Origin of the sequence: Gemella haemolysans ATCC 10379, from assembly GCF_000173915.1 — a bacterium.
GTDB classification, from domain to species: domain Bacteria; phylum Bacillota; class Bacilli; order Staphylococcales; family Gemellaceae; genus Gemella; species Gemella haemolysans.
In genome coordinates this window covers 375,019-394,691 of the sequence record NZ_ACDZ02000014.1, presented here as the reverse complement: position 1 = coordinate 394,691, position 19,673 = coordinate 375,019, and the positions used below count along the sequence as shown (strand labels likewise).

General features: G+C 26.7%; 23 protein-coding genes and 1 pseudogene. 3 read left to right on the top strand and 21 right to left on the bottom strand.

Features of this window, described 5'->3' with window-relative positions; all coding sequences use genetic code 11:
• The first annotated feature begins 349 nt into the window (after nucleotides 1–349).
• On the top strand, nucleotides 350–2,044 hold the full coding sequence (locus GEMHA0001_RS07480) for an AIPR family protein (protein ID WP_003145427.1): 1,695 nt from the start codon (nucleotides 350–352) through the stop codon (nucleotides 2,042–2,044).
• 521 nt (nucleotides 2,045–2,565) lie between these two features.
• Here the strand turns inward: GEMHA0001_RS07480 and GEMHA0001_RS07475 are convergent.
• From GEMHA0001_RS07475 to GEMHA0001_RS07395, 18 genes and pseudogenes are all read right to left on the bottom strand, one after another.
• The gene (locus tag GEMHA0001_RS07475) at nucleotides 2,566–3,327 is read right to left on the bottom strand and encodes a nitroreductase family protein (RefSeq protein WP_003144970.1); all 762 of its coding nucleotides are present in this window, start codon (nucleotides 3,325–3,327) and stop codon (nucleotides 2,566–2,568) included.
• Between the two features lie 93 nt (nucleotides 3,328–3,420).
• The gene (locus GEMHA0001_RS07470; RefSeq protein WP_003144892.1) at nucleotides 3,421–3,888 is read right to left on the bottom strand and encodes a GNAT family N-acetyltransferase; all 468 of its coding nucleotides are present in this window, start codon (nucleotides 3,886–3,888) and stop codon (nucleotides 3,421–3,423) included.
• Between the two features lie 80 nt (nucleotides 3,889–3,968).
• Complete coding sequence (locus GEMHA0001_RS07465) at nucleotides 3,969–4,172, bottom strand: hypothetical protein (RefSeq protein WP_162010650.1); 204 nt, start codon at nucleotides 4,170–4,172, stop codon at nucleotides 3,969–3,971.
• 86 nt (nucleotides 4,173–4,258) lie between these two features.
• Nucleotides 4,259–4,951 carry an alpha/beta hydrolase gene (locus GEMHA0001_RS07460; protein ID WP_003145107.1) on the bottom strand — a complete coding sequence of 231 codons (693 nt, stop codon included), beginning with the start codon at nucleotides 4,949–4,951 and terminating at the stop codon, nucleotides 4,259–4,261.
• Nucleotides 4,952–5,022: 71 nt separating this feature from the next.
• A complete protein-coding gene (locus GEMHA0001_RS07455; RefSeq protein ID WP_003145375.1) occupies nucleotides 5,023–6,081 on the bottom strand; it encodes a PD-(D/E)XK nuclease family protein in 1,059 nt (352 codons plus the stop codon).
• Between the two features lie 235 nt (nucleotides 6,082–6,316).
• Entirely contained in the window at nucleotides 6,317–6,871 is a 555-nt protein-coding gene (locus tag GEMHA0001_RS08735; protein WP_003145125.1) for a PIN domain-containing protein, read from the bottom strand.
• 207 nt (nucleotides 6,872–7,078) lie between these two features.
• Nucleotides 7,079–7,375: a DUF5067 domain-containing protein gene (locus GEMHA0001_RS07445; protein ID WP_224207484.1), complete on the bottom strand. Its 297-nt coding sequence runs from the start codon at nucleotides 7,373–7,375 to the stop codon at nucleotides 7,079–7,081.
• Nucleotides 7,376–7,588: 213 nt separating this feature from the next.
• A pseudogene (locus GEMHA0001_RS09280) lies at nucleotides 7,589–7,966 on the bottom strand (flavodoxin).
• Between the two features lie 97 nt (nucleotides 7,967–8,063).
• Nucleotides 8,064–8,960 carry an aldo/keto reductase gene (locus GEMHA0001_RS07440; protein ID WP_003144948.1) on the bottom strand — a complete coding sequence of 299 codons (897 nt, stop codon included), beginning with the start codon at nucleotides 8,958–8,960 and terminating at the stop codon, nucleotides 8,064–8,066.
• 16 nt (nucleotides 8,961–8,976) lie between these two features.
• Nucleotides 8,977–9,147, bottom strand: coding sequence for a cupin domain-containing protein (locus tag GEMHA0001_RS08880; RefSeq protein WP_003145255.1), 171 nt, complete (start codon nucleotides 9,145–9,147; stop codon nucleotides 8,977–8,979).
• A 53-nt stretch (nucleotides 9,148–9,200) separates the two neighbouring features.
• On the bottom strand, nucleotides 9,201–9,647 hold the full coding sequence (locus tag GEMHA0001_RS07430; protein WP_003145191.1) for a MarR family winged helix-turn-helix transcriptional regulator: 447 nt from the start codon (nucleotides 9,645–9,647) through the stop codon (nucleotides 9,201–9,203).
• Nucleotides 9,648–9,811: 164 nt separating this feature from the next.
• Nucleotides 9,812–10,378 (bottom strand): DUF5067 domain-containing protein, encoded by a 567-nt coding sequence (locus GEMHA0001_RS07425; protein WP_003145544.1) that lies wholly within the window; start codon nucleotides 10,376–10,378, stop codon nucleotides 9,812–9,814.
• Between the two features lie 14 nt (nucleotides 10,379–10,392).
• Nucleotides 10,393–10,854 (bottom strand): hypothetical protein, encoded by a 462-nt coding sequence (locus tag GEMHA0001_RS07420; RefSeq protein WP_040464463.1) that lies wholly within the window; start codon nucleotides 10,852–10,854, stop codon nucleotides 10,393–10,395.
• Between the two features lie 97 nt (nucleotides 10,855–10,951).
• The gene (locus GEMHA0001_RS07415) at nucleotides 10,952–11,338 is read right to left on the bottom strand and encodes a hypothetical protein (RefSeq protein WP_003145176.1); all 387 of its coding nucleotides are present in this window, start codon (nucleotides 11,336–11,338) and stop codon (nucleotides 10,952–10,954) included.
• A 2-nt stretch (nucleotides 11,339–11,340) separates the two neighbouring features.
• Nucleotides 11,341–12,240, bottom strand: coding sequence for a hypothetical protein (locus GEMHA0001_RS07410; protein ID WP_003145464.1), 900 nt, complete (start codon nucleotides 12,238–12,240; stop codon nucleotides 11,341–11,343).
• A 254-nt stretch (nucleotides 12,241–12,494) separates the two neighbouring features.
• Nucleotides 12,495–13,967, bottom strand: a complete 1,473-nt coding sequence (locus GEMHA0001_RS07405; RefSeq protein ID WP_003144983.1) for an LlaJI family restriction endonuclease — start codon at nucleotides 13,965–13,967, stop codon at nucleotides 12,495–12,497.
• A 2-nt stretch (nucleotides 13,968–13,969) separates the two neighbouring features.
• Nucleotides 13,970–14,428, bottom strand: coding sequence for a hypothetical protein (locus GEMHA0001_RS07400; RefSeq protein ID WP_003144874.1), 459 nt, complete (start codon nucleotides 14,426–14,428; stop codon nucleotides 13,970–13,972).
• A 221-nt stretch (nucleotides 14,429–14,649) separates the two neighbouring features.
• A complete protein-coding gene (locus GEMHA0001_RS07395; protein ID WP_003145623.1) occupies nucleotides 14,650–15,135 on the bottom strand; it encodes a GNAT family N-acetyltransferase in 486 nt (161 codons plus the stop codon).
• A gap of 479 nt (nucleotides 15,136–15,614) precedes the next feature.
• On the opposite strand from GEMHA0001_RS07395, the gene GEMHA0001_RS07390 reads away from it, so the two are divergent.
• Nucleotides 15,615–16,088 carry a DUF6978 family protein gene (locus GEMHA0001_RS07390; protein WP_003145048.1) on the top strand — a complete coding sequence of 158 codons (474 nt, stop codon included), beginning with the start codon at nucleotides 15,615–15,617 and terminating at the stop codon, nucleotides 16,086–16,088.
• A gap of 24 nt (nucleotides 16,089–16,112) precedes the next feature.
• The gene (locus tag GEMHA0001_RS07385; protein WP_003144961.1) at nucleotides 16,113–16,889 is read left to right on the top strand and encodes a DUF1828 domain-containing protein; all 777 of its coding nucleotides are present in this window, start codon (nucleotides 16,113–16,115) and stop codon (nucleotides 16,887–16,889) included.
• Between the two features lie 499 nt (nucleotides 16,890–17,388).
• Here the strand turns inward: GEMHA0001_RS07385 and GEMHA0001_RS07380 are convergent, their stop codons facing one another.
• From GEMHA0001_RS07380 to GEMHA0001_RS07370, 3 genes are all read right to left on the bottom strand, one after another.
• On the bottom strand, nucleotides 17,389–17,883 hold the full coding sequence (locus tag GEMHA0001_RS07380) for a hypothetical protein (protein WP_003145698.1): 495 nt from the start codon (nucleotides 17,881–17,883) through the stop codon (nucleotides 17,389–17,391).
• A gap of 140 nt (nucleotides 17,884–18,023) precedes the next feature.
• Nucleotides 18,024–18,473, bottom strand: coding sequence for a hypothetical protein (locus tag GEMHA0001_RS07375; protein WP_003145618.1), 450 nt, complete (start codon nucleotides 18,471–18,473; stop codon nucleotides 18,024–18,026).
• 62 nt (nucleotides 18,474–18,535) lie between these two features.
• Nucleotides 18,536–19,363: a hypothetical protein gene (locus GEMHA0001_RS07370; protein WP_003145496.1), complete on the bottom strand. Its 828-nt coding sequence runs from the start codon at nucleotides 19,361–19,363 to the stop codon at nucleotides 18,536–18,538.
• Between the last annotated feature and the right edge of the window lie 310 nt (nucleotides 19,364–19,673).

Here is a 19,673-nt window from a genome sequence, read left to right as displayed (position 1 = left end):
GGTACTTTTATTCGTTAACCAGTATCTCTATTATAATAAAGATACTGATCTCATAAGATACACCTAAATATTTAACAAACTAAAAGGTTTTATGGAATATATTTAACTTTTATCTTTTTGACCTTCTTTGACCTTAAATAAATTATAACATGTTTGACCTTTTTTGACAATAGTTTTTTTGAAAAAAATAAAAATACACTTTTTATTTGATAACAGTAGATATTTTAGTATATAATTTTATATGAATGTGACTTAAATAAATTATAAAATTAAATAATATAGTAACTCTCTAAAAATAAGTTATTTGGAAATATAATAAATATAAAAAAGAATATCGGAGGATTTAAAAATGGGAACTCAATTAACGAATAATCAAATATTACTAAAAGAATGTATTAATCAAGAATTTAATGAAAGCAATGGATACAAAGATGTCAATAATTACTTTGAACATTTTGCAGCTTCACAAGTACTAAAAGATTTCAATCTTAGTGATGAAGAGATTGATAATGGTAATACTGGTGGAGGAAATGATGGCGGTTGTGATAATTTATACGTTTTCTTAAATAGTGAATTAGTTACTATCGATCAAATAGAAGGACTGAATGCTACGAAAGGATCATACTTAGATTTTTTTATTTTACAGTCTAAAAATACAACCTCCTTTAATGAACAAACTATAACAAATTGGAAGAATGTATCAAATAATCTTCTAAATATGTCAAATAAATTGAATAATTATTCAAAAAGATATAATGAATTAACCATTGAAGTGTTTGGTCTTTTTAGGGACGCAATAGCTAAATTAATTAGAAGTCAAGTAAAAATAAGATTTTACTATTATTATATTACATTAGGAACACAGGTTCATCAAAACGTTGAGATGCAAGCAAATGAATTAAAGGAATTAGTCAAGCGTTATTATCCATCATCAGAAGTCCACGTGTTATTTATTAATGCAGATCAATTAATGGATATGTATAATACAGATAGCGAAATAAGAGTAAATTTAGAATTGTTAGACCAACCAATATCACGAAGTGAAAATGAATACATTAGTCTAGTTAAACTAGGAACATATTTTAAATTTATTACAGATGATAATCTATTTTTACGAAAATCATTTTTCGAATCGAATGTTAGAGATTATCAAGGACATAATAGTGTAAATTCAAGTATTGCTGATACTTTAGAAGGAAAAGGAAAAGAAGATTTTTGGTGGTTAAATAACGGGGTAACAATTCTTTCTACAGATATTAAATTAATTACAAATAAGTCATTACAAGTTGTTAATCCTCAAATAGTTAACGGATTGCAAACATCAAGAGAAATATACAACTATTTTTCTGAAAGATCACAGAAGTGTGATAAAGATACTAGAACCATTTTAGTAAGAGTAATAAAACCTGAAAGTGAAGAATCTAGAGATAATATAATTTTTTCTACAAATAATCAAACAAGTATACCTAAGTCATCTTTAAGAGTAACGGATACAATACATTTACAGATTGAAATGTATTTTAAAAATAGAGGCCTATATTACGACAGAAGAAAGAATTACTATAAAAATCAAAAGAAAAAAGCAGTAGATATAATCAGCGTCTCTTTTCTTGCTCAATGCTTAATTTCTCTAATTTTAAGAAAACCTGACTTCGCAAGAGCAAGACCTTCAACTTTATTGACAGACGAGGGCACATATAAAGACTTGTACGAAAAAAACTTGGACTTAGAAGTGTATTATAAGGCAGCACGAATAGGGAGATATGTACAGAATACTTTAAAAAAGTGTACACATATGAAAAATACAGAAGTTAATGATATACTATTTTATGTTATATATGCAGTTGTTGCTGATGAGTTAAAAAAGAAAGAACTAAGTTTTCTTGATTTAAAAGAATTTGATTTAAATAAAATTACAGAAAATATAATAATTCAAGTTGCAAACAAAATATATAATAAGTATAAAGCTCTCGGAGGAAATAGTAGCATTGCCAAAAGTAAAATATTTATTGAAGATATATATTCATTATTTAATTTAAATTAATTTACTTTAATCCGAAACACAATACTTCCTACTGTTTGTTAAGTGAGCAAGATAATAAAACTCTATAGATTTTTTATACTAATCAAAATATACTCGTTTATAAAAGCTCAATTCCATTTAAATCACTAAAATTTTTTGAAATTTCAAGGTATTATTTGTCATGAAGAAATGCTTCACATTGACAAATAATACCTTGAAATCTACTTACAGAAATAGAATTATAGCTATACTTAATCCTTAACTCTATATATAATACCTTCAAATTCTTATAATTCTCCCCCATTTTTTGTGATAACCCCTTTAATTTAATAATGGCCAAAATTAATCTTTTATAGAATATTAATTTTACACTTCACAAAATTTTAGTTCTATAAAAAATATAGTTTGCAATAAATAACAGCTATATTTATTTTTGTTTAAAATGAAAATTCCTTTATAACATTATCTCTGATTTATATTTTTTCACTTTAATACACCACATATATATTATTAAAATATACATGTGGTGATTACTTTATTTATTATTCCTTCTCACTCACAAAACCATTTTTCTCTAATAGTTCTTTCGTTACTTTTTCTATTCCTGAAGGTTGTGCATAGAAGTCAGCGAATTTTTTAGTCCATGTTTTTGTCTCACGTCCTTCAGCAAAGTCTACCATTGTTTGACGGTATTCTTTTAATACTTCTACATTTGATTTAGGGAATTCATTATATCCTACATTAGCTGCTTCTGGTAATCTAGGTTTAACTTTTTCTGTTGATAACTCTTCATCTATAACTCCAATACTTAAACCACATACAAATAAAGCAGTCTCAGGAATATTCAATAATTCTGAAATACTATCGCCAAAATATCTTAAACCACCACAATACACGATTCCATATCCTAAAGACTCAGCAGCTAAAGCGGCATTTTGCATCGCTATACCAACATCTAAAGTACCGATAAGTAAAGGCTCGTATTGATTAGAAATATCAAACTCTCCACCTTCAATATCAAATGATAATTTAATATTAGTATAATCTAAGCAATACAGTAAAAGCGCCACAGAATTTTCGATATGAACCGCATTACCAGGTGATTTTTCACGGATTAAATCAGCAATTTGTTGTTTAGTTTCACCTGTTGTTACGATAATACTATAGTGTTGACCATTCATCCAGCTAGATCCTTGTTTAGAACTAGCGATGATTTGCTCAAGATGTTCTTTAGGTAGTTCTTTTCCTTTTACAAAACTACGAGTCGTACGATGATCTAGCATCGTTCTAATTACTTCATTCATATGTTACCTCCGAAATTTTCTAGTAATAGTAACTTAATTATAACGTGAAAAAGAATAGAATGAAAGGAAATAGGTTGATAAGATACAAGATTTTTAATCTTTTATTAGATACACTATATCCATTCCATCTTTAATATTCTCTATCTCACCTGTTCTCTTATAACCCAACTTCTCATATAAATAAATATTACCTTGTTCTTGTAATATTGTATCTAATTGCCAATGATGTGAACCATATATTTTTTCCACTTCTCTCATAGCAAGTTGAGCAAGTCCTTGATTTCTATATGTAGGCATAATCCAAATAGGAGCTATACGTTTCCTACTTCCATCTTTTCTATCCATTACTCTAACCGCTCCAACTTTTTCATTATTTCTAACAATAAAATAGTAACTAGTCCAAGGTTGTTTATATTTATTCAAAATATTCTCATAACTTTCTGTCGCTGGGCTCATATCATAATCCTGATATTTTTCTAATAAACTCTCAAATGCCTTTACTTGCATTTCCCATATTTCTATCATATCGGATTCTGTTGCTTTTACTAATGTAATACTCATTTATTATTCCCTCAATTCTCTATTCACCAACTATAACACTATTCGAAACTTGAACAAAAAAATACATTTTTTTTAGATAATTATAATCCTCTTTTTTCCCATTCTTTTATAATTCTCTCTACCTCTTCTTCAGTCCAACCATCAACAAATCTTGTTGCTCGTAATTCCTTATCTGAAAGATTTTCAATATCAGTTGGTTTATATTTATCTCCAAAAATTATCTCACTAAGTTTTTTACCTTTATTTTTCTCTTTTTCTGTCATAACACTGACCTTCTTATTCATAAATTTTTAAACTAATATATTTATATGTTGGAATTTTACTGCTATACTCAAGTTACACTTTAATCTACTCAAAACTCAAAGTAATTCTAACACAAATTTTCAATACACCATACAAATGCTTTAGCTACACGTAAATCTGAATCGCTAAAATGACCACCTTTATTCCACTCTAATATTGTATTTATCTTATCATTTTTTAATAGTTCTTCCAGTTTTCTAATATTATCTCCTACTTTTGACATTACTTTGTTTTTCGTTTTCTCTTCAGTATAACCTAAACTTAGATAAATAGTGTTACTTAATGGCGTATTATTATTCATAAATTCTTCCCATCCATTAAACCAAACAGACGGAGAAGCTGCAGCAATACCAGAAAATATATCTGACTTATATGCGCTCCAAAGACTGAATAAACCTGCCAAAGAATACCCACCTAGTATAAATTTAATATCATTATCTAGATTATATTTTTCTTTAACCGTTGGTATTAATCTACTTTCAATAAATTCTAAAGTTTCTGTAGCACCTGAACCAAAAGATTTATTTCTAAATGCTGGAGGTGCTTCCCAAGGAGAAAGTTCACTATTCCAATCCTCTATTTTAAAAGCAATAAGCGAGAATTGTTTGTCTGTATTTTTTTGAATTTCTACTACTTCATTATCCAATACTTCAATATCATGTTCATCAACAGGTTGAATCAATAAGTATTTTGTAGTATCAGTTATATATCCAATACACATCTTATTATCTATTACAAAATTCTCTTTTCTTTGTTTCATTAATTTCTCCTATAATGTTTATTATTTTATATTCTCATATATAACCAACAATAAAATAATATATTCTTCTCTTAAGACATATTTTCCAATATAATCTCTTTAACAATTTTCAAATGTGCTTCAATTTTCTTAACATCCGTTTTTATATAATCAATTAACTCTTTACTAGATACATGTTTTTTTATAAGTGCATAATCATAAAAATCTCGTTTATCATATGTCTTCCATTTCTTTCTTGAAGATGATTTTTGTAAAATTGGATTATCCTCTAGATTAAAATGATATAAACAAGTCTTCTCTTTTATACTATCGCATATACTTTCTAAATCACCTAATTTAGCTTTATCTTCAAGAGAAAAATTAACCTTATGCCTATACTGATTCCATTGTATCTGAATATCAAAAGATGACGTAGTACCTTCGATAGGAAGATCAATCCCAAAATGGTGGCCTCCCCTTATTCTACCAGAGTATGTTTTATACCCTAAATCAGAAATCTTATTCTGTAAATTCGCATAGTGAATCTTCTCAATAACCGACCTCAATCTCATACCATCAAGTACCTTATTGCTAGATTCTTCTAAAAAGTATGATTCACCATAACTTATCTTTTCAATAAATTTTTCTACATTTTTCATATAATCAATATAATCTATTAAGAATAATCTAAAAGTCTCATCTACTTTTTCAAGTAAATCATTATAATAATCAATTAGCTCACGATAACTTCTTCTAAACCAACTTTTAGGAAGCTCAAATCCAGGTTCAACTAAACTAAGAAGTATCCCTTTAGCATTAGAATCTTTTTCAGAATAACGAATTAATTGATTCTCATCAGGTAAAGACTTAACCTTATTTTCTATAAAAATTACATGAGTCTTTCTATCCTCATCAATAACCTCGATAGTTAAATCAATCGAGTTTTTTTCTCTGTATACCTTCAAGTCTATATATTTTTTATTAATATCAATAACATCATTAAAAAACTTATGATTAATAAATTCAGACTTCTCCAAAACAACAGCAAATAGATTGCTGTGATATAATTCTAAATTACTTAGTGAAAGTTGATAATTTAGTGTATTTTCTATTTTATTCCTAAGAGTTAATAACTCATTATAATTTCCCATTTAACAATTCCTTTACTTTGATAATTAATATAATCTACTTGTTCTCATTATATCATACATATAATAAATAATTTATAAATTTTTAAATTGCATATCTTAGCAACATCTTTTAAATAAAAAAATCTAAGATTGATATTCTACTATCATCTCAGATTTTACTTATTATGTGATTTATTACAAAAGAATAAGTACTGATACATATATAATTATACCAATTCTATTCACTTTAAGAAATTTATTTTACTTTCCTCTTAAATTTCCTATATAATAATAACCCTTTGTCTTGACCATATTGTTTAACAAACTCCCTATACTTTTTATGAAGTTCCTCTCCACTTAGTTTAACTTTTTGGTTTATGTCCCCTGCTACTATTTCAATCTTATCTACTTTTTTATTATTTTTCACTTCAATCTTTATAGGTATACGTTCTATATTAATACTTCTTTCATTCCAAAATTTAATCGCATAATCAAATCCAGAATCTTTACTAATTATAACAAAATTATCATTCGGGTATCTTTTTATTACACTACCTAAATATGTTGACAATTGAAAATCAAGAGCGTTTTTTCCTCTCGAATCTATTTTATAAAAATAGTACTTATTCTTCTTATCCTTCAATATCATTTTTACCAATTCTAATGACATTTTTCCATTATTATGAGAATAAAAAATATTAATGTTCAACGGCTTAGGTAACTCTTTTATGAATTCGAAAAAATTCCCCTGTACATTCTCATAGTCAACAAAAACAAAATATCTCTTTTTTCTAAATTTAATTCTTATCATTATTTTTTTCCCCTATAAATTATTCATATACTCCTCGATAGTACCTATATACTTCATTGTACAGCTAATTTTTTACTAATTCAATGCATAATAATAGTAAATAACCCGTTTCTAGAAAATCTCTCAATCTGGCATACTAAATACAAAACAATCCCCCTTTATTTGACTATCATCAAATAAAGAGGGATATTATTTACTTTTCATATTTTATTTCACAGCAAATTCTTGACTACCTAATTCGATACCACCAATACCTTTATAAGCTGTAAGTTTTACAGGTGTAGTTAAGTCAGTTAGTCTATAAGCTATAGCACCAGAAAGTGTACCATCTTTTTTAATTTTTGACATTTGATCTTTTACTAAGTTTTTATCTGGATGCATTGCTACTTCTAATTTATTCACTTTATTTTTATCATTATCTTGAATTGCTCCTTCGGGGAATGAAGCAAACCAAGCAGACATTGGATTAATTATATCTTTCCCACTTTTGCCAGTAGTATCTATATATTGCTTTCTTTGATACCATTAAACTTTTCCTTTAAACTCTGAAACTTTTTATTTTGGATATAGAAAAAGACGGTATTGCTACCGTCCTAAATTTATATGATATAGCAAAATGAATATATAACTGACTTTAATTTATCGTCATTGCCAACTATCTACCCACTCTTTTACTTCATTTTCTGAAAAGTTTGTTCCAAATCTTTTAATAGGATTTCATATCACATTAGACTTACAAACAGAATGCACTCTCTTTTCAACTCCATTTGGTTCACTACTGTGTGATGTACAAACTGGAATGAGTATTTTGCCTGTAAAGTCATATGATTCAAGGAAAGTACAAATAATACGCGACGCATCTGACCACCAAAGCGGAGTAGCAACAACGATTGTATCATACTGGCTGATATCTAGTTTTTCCCCTTCAATTTCAGGTCTTGCATTATCATCATTTTGTTCTTATATTACCCTACTATTACTGTTGTTGTAATTCAAATCCTCATTAGTATACGGAATCTTCGGAGTAATTTCAAATAAATCTCCATCAACTTCTGTAGCAACTTTTTTCCATATTCTTTGTTGTTCCAGTCGCACTGAAATATGCTACTAATTTCATAGTTTCCGCTCTATTTTCTGGACTTATTACAGACTGATAATTGAGATAAGTTTAGGATTAGTAATAATTAATTAACTATTTCTGTCCTAGTTTTTCCCTGTTGGCTTGAACTTTTCCACCATATATAGGGAAAGATCCAAATTCACCATAGTTTTCAATTCTTTCCATATTTTTTAGTGTATTCATATCTTCATCACTAATCACAAAGTCTATTGCCATATTTTCTTTTTGATGATCTGGATTAGCAGTTTTTGGTAATACAATCATACCAAGTTGCCAATCATAACGAATACAAAGTTGAGGAATGCTTACACCATATTTTTTTGCAATTTTAGCTATTTTTTCGTTTTGAAGTGCAAGACCATGGGCAATAGGAGAGTATGCTTCTATTTCAATGCCTACTGATTTGCAGTAATCAATAAGTTCAAATGGTGTATTTGTGATGTGTGAAAGGATTTGATTTACCATTGGTTTAACTTCACAACTAGCCAAGATATTTTCAATGTCCACTTTAAGAAAATTAGATAGTCCGATGGCTTTTACCTTGCCCGCTTTATAAGCGTCCTCAAGAGCTTTCCATACTTGTATATTTTCTTCAAAGTATCTATTTTCAGATTGATTTACTTCAACCCAAGGCTGTGGGCTGTGAATAATCATCATGTCAATATAATCAAGCCCCATTACACTTAAACTCTCATCAATAGATTCCATTGCTGATTCATAAGATTTATTCTTTGCAGCAATTTTTGATGTTACAAATAGTTCTTCCCGAGGTACTCCACAATTTCTGACAGCAGCACCAACACCAGCTTCGTTTTTATATGCTTGCGCAGTATCAATATGACGGTAACCCATAGCAATTGCAGATTTAACTGCGGCTTCTGTTTCTTCTTCTGGAATCATCCATACACCAAGGCCAAGTTTTGGAACTTCCACACCGTTTTCTAATTTAATCGCTTCATTTGTAATCATATATTTAATCCTCCATTTATTTTAAGTTCAGCACACTATATTGTTCCTCAGATAGTGGTTCTAACCATTCATTTAATCCATTTTCTCCCGAAACTTCAATTGCAAGATGAGAAAACCAGCTATCCGGCGCTGCACCATGCCAGTACTTAACACCAGCAGGAATATTAATACAGTCTCCAGGATTCATTTCTATAATATCCTTACCCCATTCTTGGTAGTATCCTCTTCCTGCTGTTTGTACTATTTTTTTCTGTCAATTTTTTCTTCTTTACTTTCCTTTAAAGATTCAGCTATTTTGTTTAGCATAGAAGCAACCTGTTTTTCATTAGCATCAAGCATGTCATAAACTTTGGCTTCTATTTCATATAATTCGGAAAGGACATCTTCAGCATATGCCTTTCCTAGATTTGTCAGGACTATATTCATTTCACGCTTTTTTCCTTTAATTGGAATCAAGTCAATATATCCATTTTTTTCTATTTCTTTTACTACAGTATTAACCGTAGTTCGTGGTAGCTCCCAGTCCTTACAAATTTCAATTTGAGTGTGAGCATTTCCGTCATTTAAGACATACAGCACCCATAACAAGGTAGTAGAGATGCTACTTTGTTTTGCAAAATCATCATAAAATGAATCTACATGGTACATAGCTTTTCCAAAATTATAAAAAAATTGCTTTGAATTCATCTATCCTCCTTCTAATATCCTAATTCGTATTTTATTATAATACGAAACAGGATTTTAATCAATACTTTTTTTACAAAATAAATACATCACCAATTTTAGTGGGGAGGATAATAAATTCAAAAAAAATTCGGACTGACATAATATCAATCCGAATAAAATTTATTTTATTTAACTGTAAATTCTTGACTACCTAGTTCAGCTCCACCTACACCTTTGTAAGCAGTTAGTTTTACCGGTGTAGTTAGATCTGTAAGTTCATAAGCTACAGCACCAGAAACTGTTCCATCTTTTTTAATAGTTGCTGATTGATCACGTACTAATGTTTTATCTGGATGCATAGCAACTTGAAGTTTATTAACTTTGTTCTTATCATTATCCTGAATCGCTCCTTCAGGGAATGCTGCAAACCATGCACTCATTGGATTAATTATATCTTTCCCACTTTTGTTAGTAGTATCATACCAAAAGGCTATGACTGGAGAATCTCCGTATTCATTACCTTCAGCTCCTACTGGTATAACTTTATATTTAGTGATTTTTAAATCAATATCTTCCATTGATACTTTTCCATCTTTAAATGTATACTGACCATCTCTGCTAGAAGAATTCACTTTATCTTTATCAGTTTCATTTTTTACTGGATTTTCTTTCTTCTCTTCCTTCATTGTTGAACATCCACTTATTAATAAGCTGGATGCCATTAATGCTGTTAATAATTTTTTTGATTTCATAATATTACACTCCTCTACTTTTCAAAAATATCATTAATTTTTATATATTTTATTTCCCCTTCTAATTCTTCTACACAGAAGCACAAATCTTCACAACTTTTAAGCTTACTTTTATTTTCATGATAAAATTCCGCTACCCATTTAAGATCCACTTTATATATTTCAATAAATTCTGCTGGCATAATTTTAATTTTTTTATTCTTATCTATATCTAAATCCGTAGACCATATAGAATATTCTTCTACGACTTTATAACATTTATTAAATAAATATCGCTTTCTTCTTACTACTTTATTTACTTCAATGAATACTGGTAATTTTCCATTATTATAACAACTAATAACTATTATTTTATTCCCACCTATAATTTCCACACCATTTTCAAGAATAATTCTTTTTAATTCAACTATTTTTGTACAACTTCCATATTTTTTTGTTATCTTTTCTGTAATATCGTACAGTAAAAAATGAAGCAACAAGTATTCCTAAGAATGATATTACATTTCCTATCCAATCTGCTAAAGTTCCTGGCTCTAAATTCATCACTTTCACACCACCCAAACAACTATTATTTTAAATTACTCTTATATACCTTATTACAGTTTCTTTATCCCACTCTGCGGTATCAATACTTACATCCGCATCTCTACACAACTCTAACAAAAAAACATATAAATTTTCATCTGTACGTTCATTTATTAGTTTTCTATATGCACTTAAAACACTTTTATTATCACTAAACATTATTGGAACTTGTCCCAACAAAAAATTTATTTCCCATTCAGTAGATTGTTCTTTCCTATCACTCCCTAATTGATATCTATATCCATATACTTTTCTCACAAATTCTCGTTTCGTTTCTTTTTTTAAACCTTTTCTTTGTACTTTATTTGTAATTAAAATAGTTATAATACTCGTTATTATTCCAGTAACTAAAACTTTTAAAACATCATAAAACATATTTAATTCTCCTTTCTTTTATAATTATACTTTTTATACAAATTATATGATTCTTCAAATTCTCCCATTATCTCTTTAACTTTATCTTCTGTATTAGCTAATCTCATTTTTTTTGAAAATTCATTATCAAAATAAATATATTTCTTATGTACTACACCACATGTCATTAATAATTTTCTTCTTTTAAATTTATTTATGTATTTTATATCAATTTCATTTTCCCAGACAAAATTGTCTTGTATCTTACAACATATTTTTTCATAATCATTTAAAATTATAAAAATATAATATAGAGGGCAACATAGAATTGAATATATAAATGGAATTAAAAATTTAAACCCAGTTTCCTGTGTCAATAGAAGATTAAAACTTCTGTATAATTCTCTTAAGATATAGACAAGAAATATCAAGTTTAACAATGAAAGAATTTTCTTTAATACATTTTCCGTAGCTTTATATTCTAATTTAGTTTGTGAAACTAAAAATAGAAAATTAATCGGTAAAAAAATCCCAATTAAAAATAATTCTAAATAATAGCTTAACGTTAATTCACTTAAAATAAATTCTACTAATGCAGACATTGTAATATTAGTTAATATTAATTTCTTAAAAGAAAATATTTTATTTTTATCGAAAACACTTATTGTAGAAGTAACACAAGAAAACACAACCCAAAATACTATGTCTTTTATATAAATATTATTCCAATACCTACTATATGAAAGTATTATCGTTAGAAAAAGATTATATAAAAGTATTGATATCCACAGTATATTCAGCTTCTTATTAAAGAAACTTTTAAATACATCAGTAAAATTAACTTTCAATATAAAAATAGTAAAACCTAGATAAATAATAATCCAAGTTACAATTGCCCATTCTCTAGATGAAAGTATATCCATCCAATCACCTCTACTATATATTTTTAATTATCATCTATTCTACAATTATACCATTGTATATTACAAATACTCAATGTTATGGCAGAAAATGACCTATTAAAAATTGATTACAAACTGTGTTTTAATGAATTATTTGACCTCTTGTATTTTTAAATACATTAAAACCGCCGGTAATAAATTACTGACGGTTTAAAACGATTGTTTAAGTACATAGAATATTTATTTAATAATAATATAAATAAATAAGTTTTTTATTATAAATTCAACAAGTTTATATCAAACTTTGTTTTCTTTAAATATTTACTATATATAACTTCAGCAGGAAGTAGTCTTACTTGAATTTTTTCTAACCCTAGCGTTGTTAACATCTCCATACTTACACTACCAAATTCTTCAACTTCTGAATTTTCCGTTGGCAGCAAGAAACAATTTCGTATATTATTCTTTTCAAATCCATGTTCTTCTAAAAATTTCTTATATGCTAACTGATATAAATATTGTTTAGTTACTGATTCTATGCCTGGTTGCCCTATTATAGATTTTCCATTTATTTTAATTGTATAATATTTTGCATCAAAAATAATAAATTTATGTTCTTGATTATTGTCTTTATATATACTTATTAAATCTGGTATAAGTGTATCCGATTCAAACTCTCCATGTCTATTATTCCAATTTGGTTTTTCAATTATAGAAATTAACTTGTGATTTCCATTATATTCTCGTTTTAATTTTAAAGGTAATCTCAATTCACTTAGTTTTTTGTTCAGCATATTATTAAACACTTCTGAGCAAACATTTTCCCAAATAACATGGAAACTATTTGTACCATATAAGCTAAAATCACTATTAGTTCCTAAGTCAGATTCACAAGATATATACGCATACATTGTTTTCAATAATAATTGTTTTCTTGTATTAAATTGAACATTTAATTCTTTTAATATTTTGTTTAAAATATAATCTTTATCACCTAAATCATCAATTTTCTTTTCTACAAGATTTAATTCTTCAAACTCAAATAATTCTAATAGACCTGTTTTTTTCAATTGTTTAGAACATTGTGTTAAAATTACCTCATGAAGTATTTTAAAATAGTCATTATCATCATCGATTTTCTTTCTTGTTATTAATTCAGGATAAAATGGTTTATTATTACTAATCAAAGTAAACGTCTCATTAATAGTTTTATCCCAATTTATTTCACCATTTCCATTCACTTCGAATATATTTTGCGTTGTTGTATAGATTCCATATTCATTATAATCATTATATAAATATAGAATTGTCGCAAGAAGATTATACGATGTATTTTCTAAACTCTCATTATGGAATTTTATAAATTGTTCCTTTTTATTTTGTTTTTCTATCACTTTTAAAATTTGTTTTAATTGTAATATAGGTGTATCACTTTTAAATATATATTTCGGATAAATTTTCAAAACTATTCCAGATACTATCATAATACCAACAAAAGTAAAAATATAGTAATATACATTTTCACTATCTGAATCAATGTCTGATATTTCATCATCAACGTCTACAATATCGCTTAATTCTTTTTTATCTTTGGATTTAGATACAATTTTCAACACACCATAACTTCTTAGAAGTTTTAAGAAATCTTTAGTTTTCCTCTCATTAACATTAAACAATTTACTTAACTCTGAAAGAAGATATCTTTTTTGTTCTTTTATGTATACAGACTTCATTAAATTTTCAGACATAATTAGTCCTCATCTTTAAAATTAGTTTCTGCTACTTTTTCATATCCAAAATTCCCATTATTTTCTTGATATTTCATATTTTCAACCTCATCTATTACAATAGGTTTGTTTGGAAATTTTTCTTGAACTCTTTCTGAGAATATAAATATACCTTTTTCATCAAACTCCTTACAGATTTCAGAATATATATTATTAGTATCACAACCGCTAAAAATCATAGAACGCTTATGTTTTGCTGCATCATCAAATAAATACATTATTATCTTATTTTTAAAAACTTTTACAAATTCCTCATTATTTTCTAGATAATTTTTAGTTACAAAATATGGTCCTAATAGTTTATCTTCATTTACTTTACATTCTTCTAATAATTCAATATTAATAGCTTTTCTTAATTCATTCCACTCAACTCGTCTCTCATATATTCCTTTACCTAAACATACTTCTTTCCCATAAAACAAAAAATAACCATCTTTACTTTGACCAGGAAAGATGATTATTCTTTATAAATAAATTTATCTGGATCACCGTTATAAAATCGATAGCCTCAGTTTTATATTAATATTTAATGTTTTATTTTTCAATGATTCAATCACTGTTTTTTTCTATCTTCTTAAAACTATTCAATACTTTAAGTATTAAAGTAGAAATTTTAATATTATCACAAAGAAAAGAATTATTTCTACTTTAATTCTAAAATAGCTACTATCTCATCTCCATCTTTTTCATCAGTTTCTACAAAACCAACTGATTTATAGAGCTCGCGTGCTACATTATTATCACTTTCATAAGATAACCAGCAATATTTTGCTGTTCCACAAGGAAATGTATTAATAAATTCTAAAGCTAAATTCATGGCTTTTTTACCAAATCCTTGCCCTTGGAATTTCTTATCTACCATAAGTCGCCATATATTATAATTCCCTTTAGCTATTTTTGGAGCACCTTCATCATCTAAATTCACATCAAAACCTATCATTAGAAAACCAATAGGTGTATCATCTTTATAAATACCAAATGTAAATACATCATTATTATCAGTAATTGCTATATACGCTTCTATGATACTACTATTATTTGTAGCTACAAAACTTTTCTGATTATCAAAAACCTCTAATTTCAGAATCTCCCCTATATTATTTCTATTAATCTTTTTCAATTTAAGCATAATCTATTCCCCATTGATTTTTTGATTTTAAATATGAAGTTTGTTTTTATGATTATATAATAATATCTTAATTTTAATATCCTATTTTTTATATTCCCACCAAACTTCCTACTTAATAAACTTCGTTATTTTACCTTCTTTTTTGTATGTCTCCACTGCTTTTTGTAATAATTCTAAGTTAATAAAGATTCTCTTGATACTATTATACTGAGTATTATTATACCATACTTTATATAAATTTTTCTGATACTATATATATTTCTTTTAAATTTAATTGTTATTTCTATTTTCTTAATCTTTTTATTTAATATCCCTTGTAAAATAAACTATTCTACGATAAAATAAACTTAAAAACATGAGATATTTATATAAGTAAATCCAAAATCGTTTTAACTATTTAATATAATACTTACGAATTGTTCTTTTTAAATTAATAAAATTTGACAGGTTTGAAATATAAAATTATAGGGAGGAAAATTATGGAATTACAATTAACTGATTCTGAAGCAGAAAAGCTTTTAAATATGTTAAAAATCATAATAGAAAATCATAAAAATACTATTAAAGAGAATGAAAATACTCAAGGTGATATATTAATAGGTTCATCATCTAAAGAGAAATTCATTTTATCATATAAGTATTCTTTAAGAAGTAAGGTTTTTAATTTGCGTGAAACCAATTACAATCATACTTTAGTAAGAATAAATTTAAACTCCAATTTCCACAAAAATGCCGATGGTAGTAAGGTATACGGGAATAGGATAAATATCTTCTCCGAACAAGAGTTTTATGACAAAAACGATGGACAAACTCACTGTAAAACATATCCACTACCTTTTAAAAATATAGAAAATACCGATGATTTTTTGAGAACATTAGATAATTTACTAATTTTTTCTAATATAGATAAAAATAATAATCTATCTATACATATACAAGGAAATCTTATATAATAAAAAAAGGAGGTATCCCCTGCTATGAATGGCCAACAACTTAAAGAAGAATATGTAAATTACGTAAGAGAAAATACACACTTTAATTTATTAGCAGGTGAAAGTTACGAGGTAGTAACACCATACACTAATACATATGGTGATGGAATTTCTTTTACTATAAAATATGAAGGTTCTCATTACATAGTGACAGACGATGGCTTTACTATTTGGGAACTACAATTAAATGGAATAAATTTAACCAATAAAACTAAAAGGCAACAACTACTAAACTCCATACTTAATTATAATGGATTTGAATTGTCAGGAAATGAAATTATAAAAAAAGCTAAACGTACCACATTAGGTCAAACTATTCATGATATGACCCAAGTTTTACTTAATATCTATGATTTATCTGCATTACATCCTCAAAATATCCAATCGCACTTTTTAGAAGATGTAAAAATGTATTTTGATAAAAGTACAGAGTATAATGTTTTTCCTGACTTATCAATAACTGGACGTTCTAAATTAGAACATAAATTTAACTATTTAATGATGTCAAAAGGGAAATATAAATTAGTTCAAGTACATAATAAAATTAACAAAGAAAAGATGGATTTCATTCTTGCTAGTTGGCTAGATACCACAGAAAATCGAGCTAAAACATACTCTCGTCAAGAAGATTTATATATAATTATTAGTCCAGAAGGCTATAAAGATTTAAAAGAAGAATATAAAGCTGCCTTCAAGCAATATGATATAAATATCATAAATTTTGAAAACAAAAGAAAATTAGTATCTAAACTAGGTGCTTAAACGTTAGAGTTTATAGTGTTTAATCAAAATAAAAATGTTTATATTTACAAGATAAATAATAAAATGAGGTACTATTATTATATCCATATTAATTTTTAGATACTAACTTAAAAATAAAATCGTCCACATAATTAATTAAAATTTTAGTGGGCGACTTTTTGATTTATATAATATTAACAAATACAGATAACTTATAAAATTAATTAAAGGGGCGTACCCAAAAATCCTAAATTTTAACAAAGTATATATGATAACTCATAGACGTAGAGGTCTATTGACATCTATATTCGCTTTTTAAAAGCTTTTTAGAGATCTAATAAACTCTTCTGATTATCAAAAACCTCTAATTTCAGGATTTCCCCTATATTGTTTCTATTAATTTTTTTCAATTCAAGCATAATTTATTCCCCATTGATTTTTATATTATAAAGTTTTTTTATGATTATTAAATAATTTCATAATATTTATTTCTCATTTCTTAATATCTCTACCGAACTCCCTACTTAATAAACTTCGTTATTTTTCCTTCTTTTTTGTATGTTTCTACTGCTTTTGCTACTCTCTCGAAGTCACGTCTTAAGCTATAAGAATAGATATCTCTAAATAGTCTATAACCTAGTTTTTCATTTACTTCAAATGCTAATGTGTACAGTTCATATGTTTCCATCGAGTCGAAGTTTTCGTGGGCTTTTACTACATCTACTAATATATCGTCACAATGTTCGACTAATGCTTTTTCTAGTCTATCATTTAAGAATTTTGATTTATCTAGAGTATATTTATACATTTCTCTTGATGTAGTTGAGAAGTCTGCTACTAAACTTTCTTTATCTAGTTTATCGTATAGTTCATATCCTAACTGTTCATTTACATCTTTTGCAATTTCTACTAATCTTTCATCTGATACAGGTTCTAAACTATATGCTGCGTTATTAACTTCAGATAATGCATTGTAGTTTTCTTCTATCGCTTTTTTTAATAATTCTAATTTCATAAAGGTCCTCTCAATCCTAATTTCCTTACATTCTTCTATATAATATCTTAAATAATTTATTTTATCAAAACATATATTTCTTATAGATTAATAAAAACTTCTTTTATCGACTTAAAATATTTTTAGATGACATTTGACATCTATCTTTTTTTAAAAATCCAATATAAATTATTTACTCCTCTCATCATGGAAAAAATAATGTTTAAAATCATAAAAATTTCCAAAAAAAGTCCTACAAAAGATATTGACTTGCTATAAAATAGGCCTCGTATGTATTGATTGAATAGTAATATTAATAACAGAATCAACTCATTTAAAAGTGCGTACGTAAATAAGGTGTGTAGCAAATCAAATAGAGTTACTTTTTTTCCGTATAAAACTTTCTCTGTCTCTTTTTCTCTTAAAGACTTTATATTTTTATTTTCAGTTGTTAAAAATAATGTCACAAGTATCCCAGTAAAACCTATTAATACTGAAGTAATATTTAATAATTGTTCAGTAAAAATCTTCAGTGTACTTACTACATCTTTATATATATAATACGATACTGAAGCAACAATAGAAATTATTATTGGAAATATAATTTCCATATTTTTTTCCTTCTTATTAGAAACTGATAAGTAGTCAATTATAATCCTTATCCATTCAATATTCATATTATTTCAGACACTTTCTCAAAATAAGAAGTCGAATCCACTATGCCTTTTTCATCCAGTTCTACATATATTTGTTCAAACTTACTTTGATTTAATGAATCCAAAAGTACATTAATATTATCAGAATCTCGTCCTCTAACTCTTATTCTCTTTGTTACTTGACCATTTGTTCCAATCTTATTAAAAATGTTCTTAATATTCTCAATAGCAAGTGTTTTTTTCCTCTCAGCTTTCACTGTAACAATGACTTCCTCCTGAGTGTTTTCAGTAGGCTCAATTAAATTCATGTATTCAGAACCAATAATTTCATTTTTTACATATAATTGAATATTTTGAATCGTTTTTAATGAGTTTAAATTATTCAGAAAATCTTGTTTTAATTCTTTGACAACTTTAATTTTATCTAGCTGTATTTTTTCATCTCTAATAAATTTATTAACATACCTTACAAAAGCAGCAGAAGATACTCCACTTTTTCTATATTCAATAATTAAAGTTGATTCTTTAACATTAATAACAACATGAGTTTTTTCACATTCTCCTTCATCAAGATTCTTATCAGATACTCTTTCAACTCCATCTAATCTTGATATATAATTAGGAGAATGGTTGTATTTACCAGATTTAAAAATCAAATAAAAAAGGTCGTTTTTCCTGTTTACACTATCCAGTCTCCAAAATTTGTTCGATTTAGCATCATCAAATATAAAATTTTTATCAAAAGATTCAATCAAACGGATTAGATTATCTGTATCTTCATATTCACTCTCCTTATTATAAAAATAAATTCCGTAAAATTCAATTTTTCTTAAACTTAAACTCAAATTTTTTCTCCTCTCTAAAATAATTTTTTTGTATAAAAATCTAACTTAAACTTTACATCTTAATTTTTCATAATTTTTCTAAGATTATTACATTTTTTACTTAACACCCTCCATTCTTATACGATATTTATCTTCATTTTAACTAAATTAACTACCGTTTTGATATTATTTTACCATAACTATTCGTCAATTAGTAGTATACTTTAAATTTTAGTAAATCATACTCTTCTTCTATCGCTTTTTGTAATAATTCTAATTCCATAAAGATCCTCTCAATCCTAATTTTCTTTCATTCTATTATAACATATTT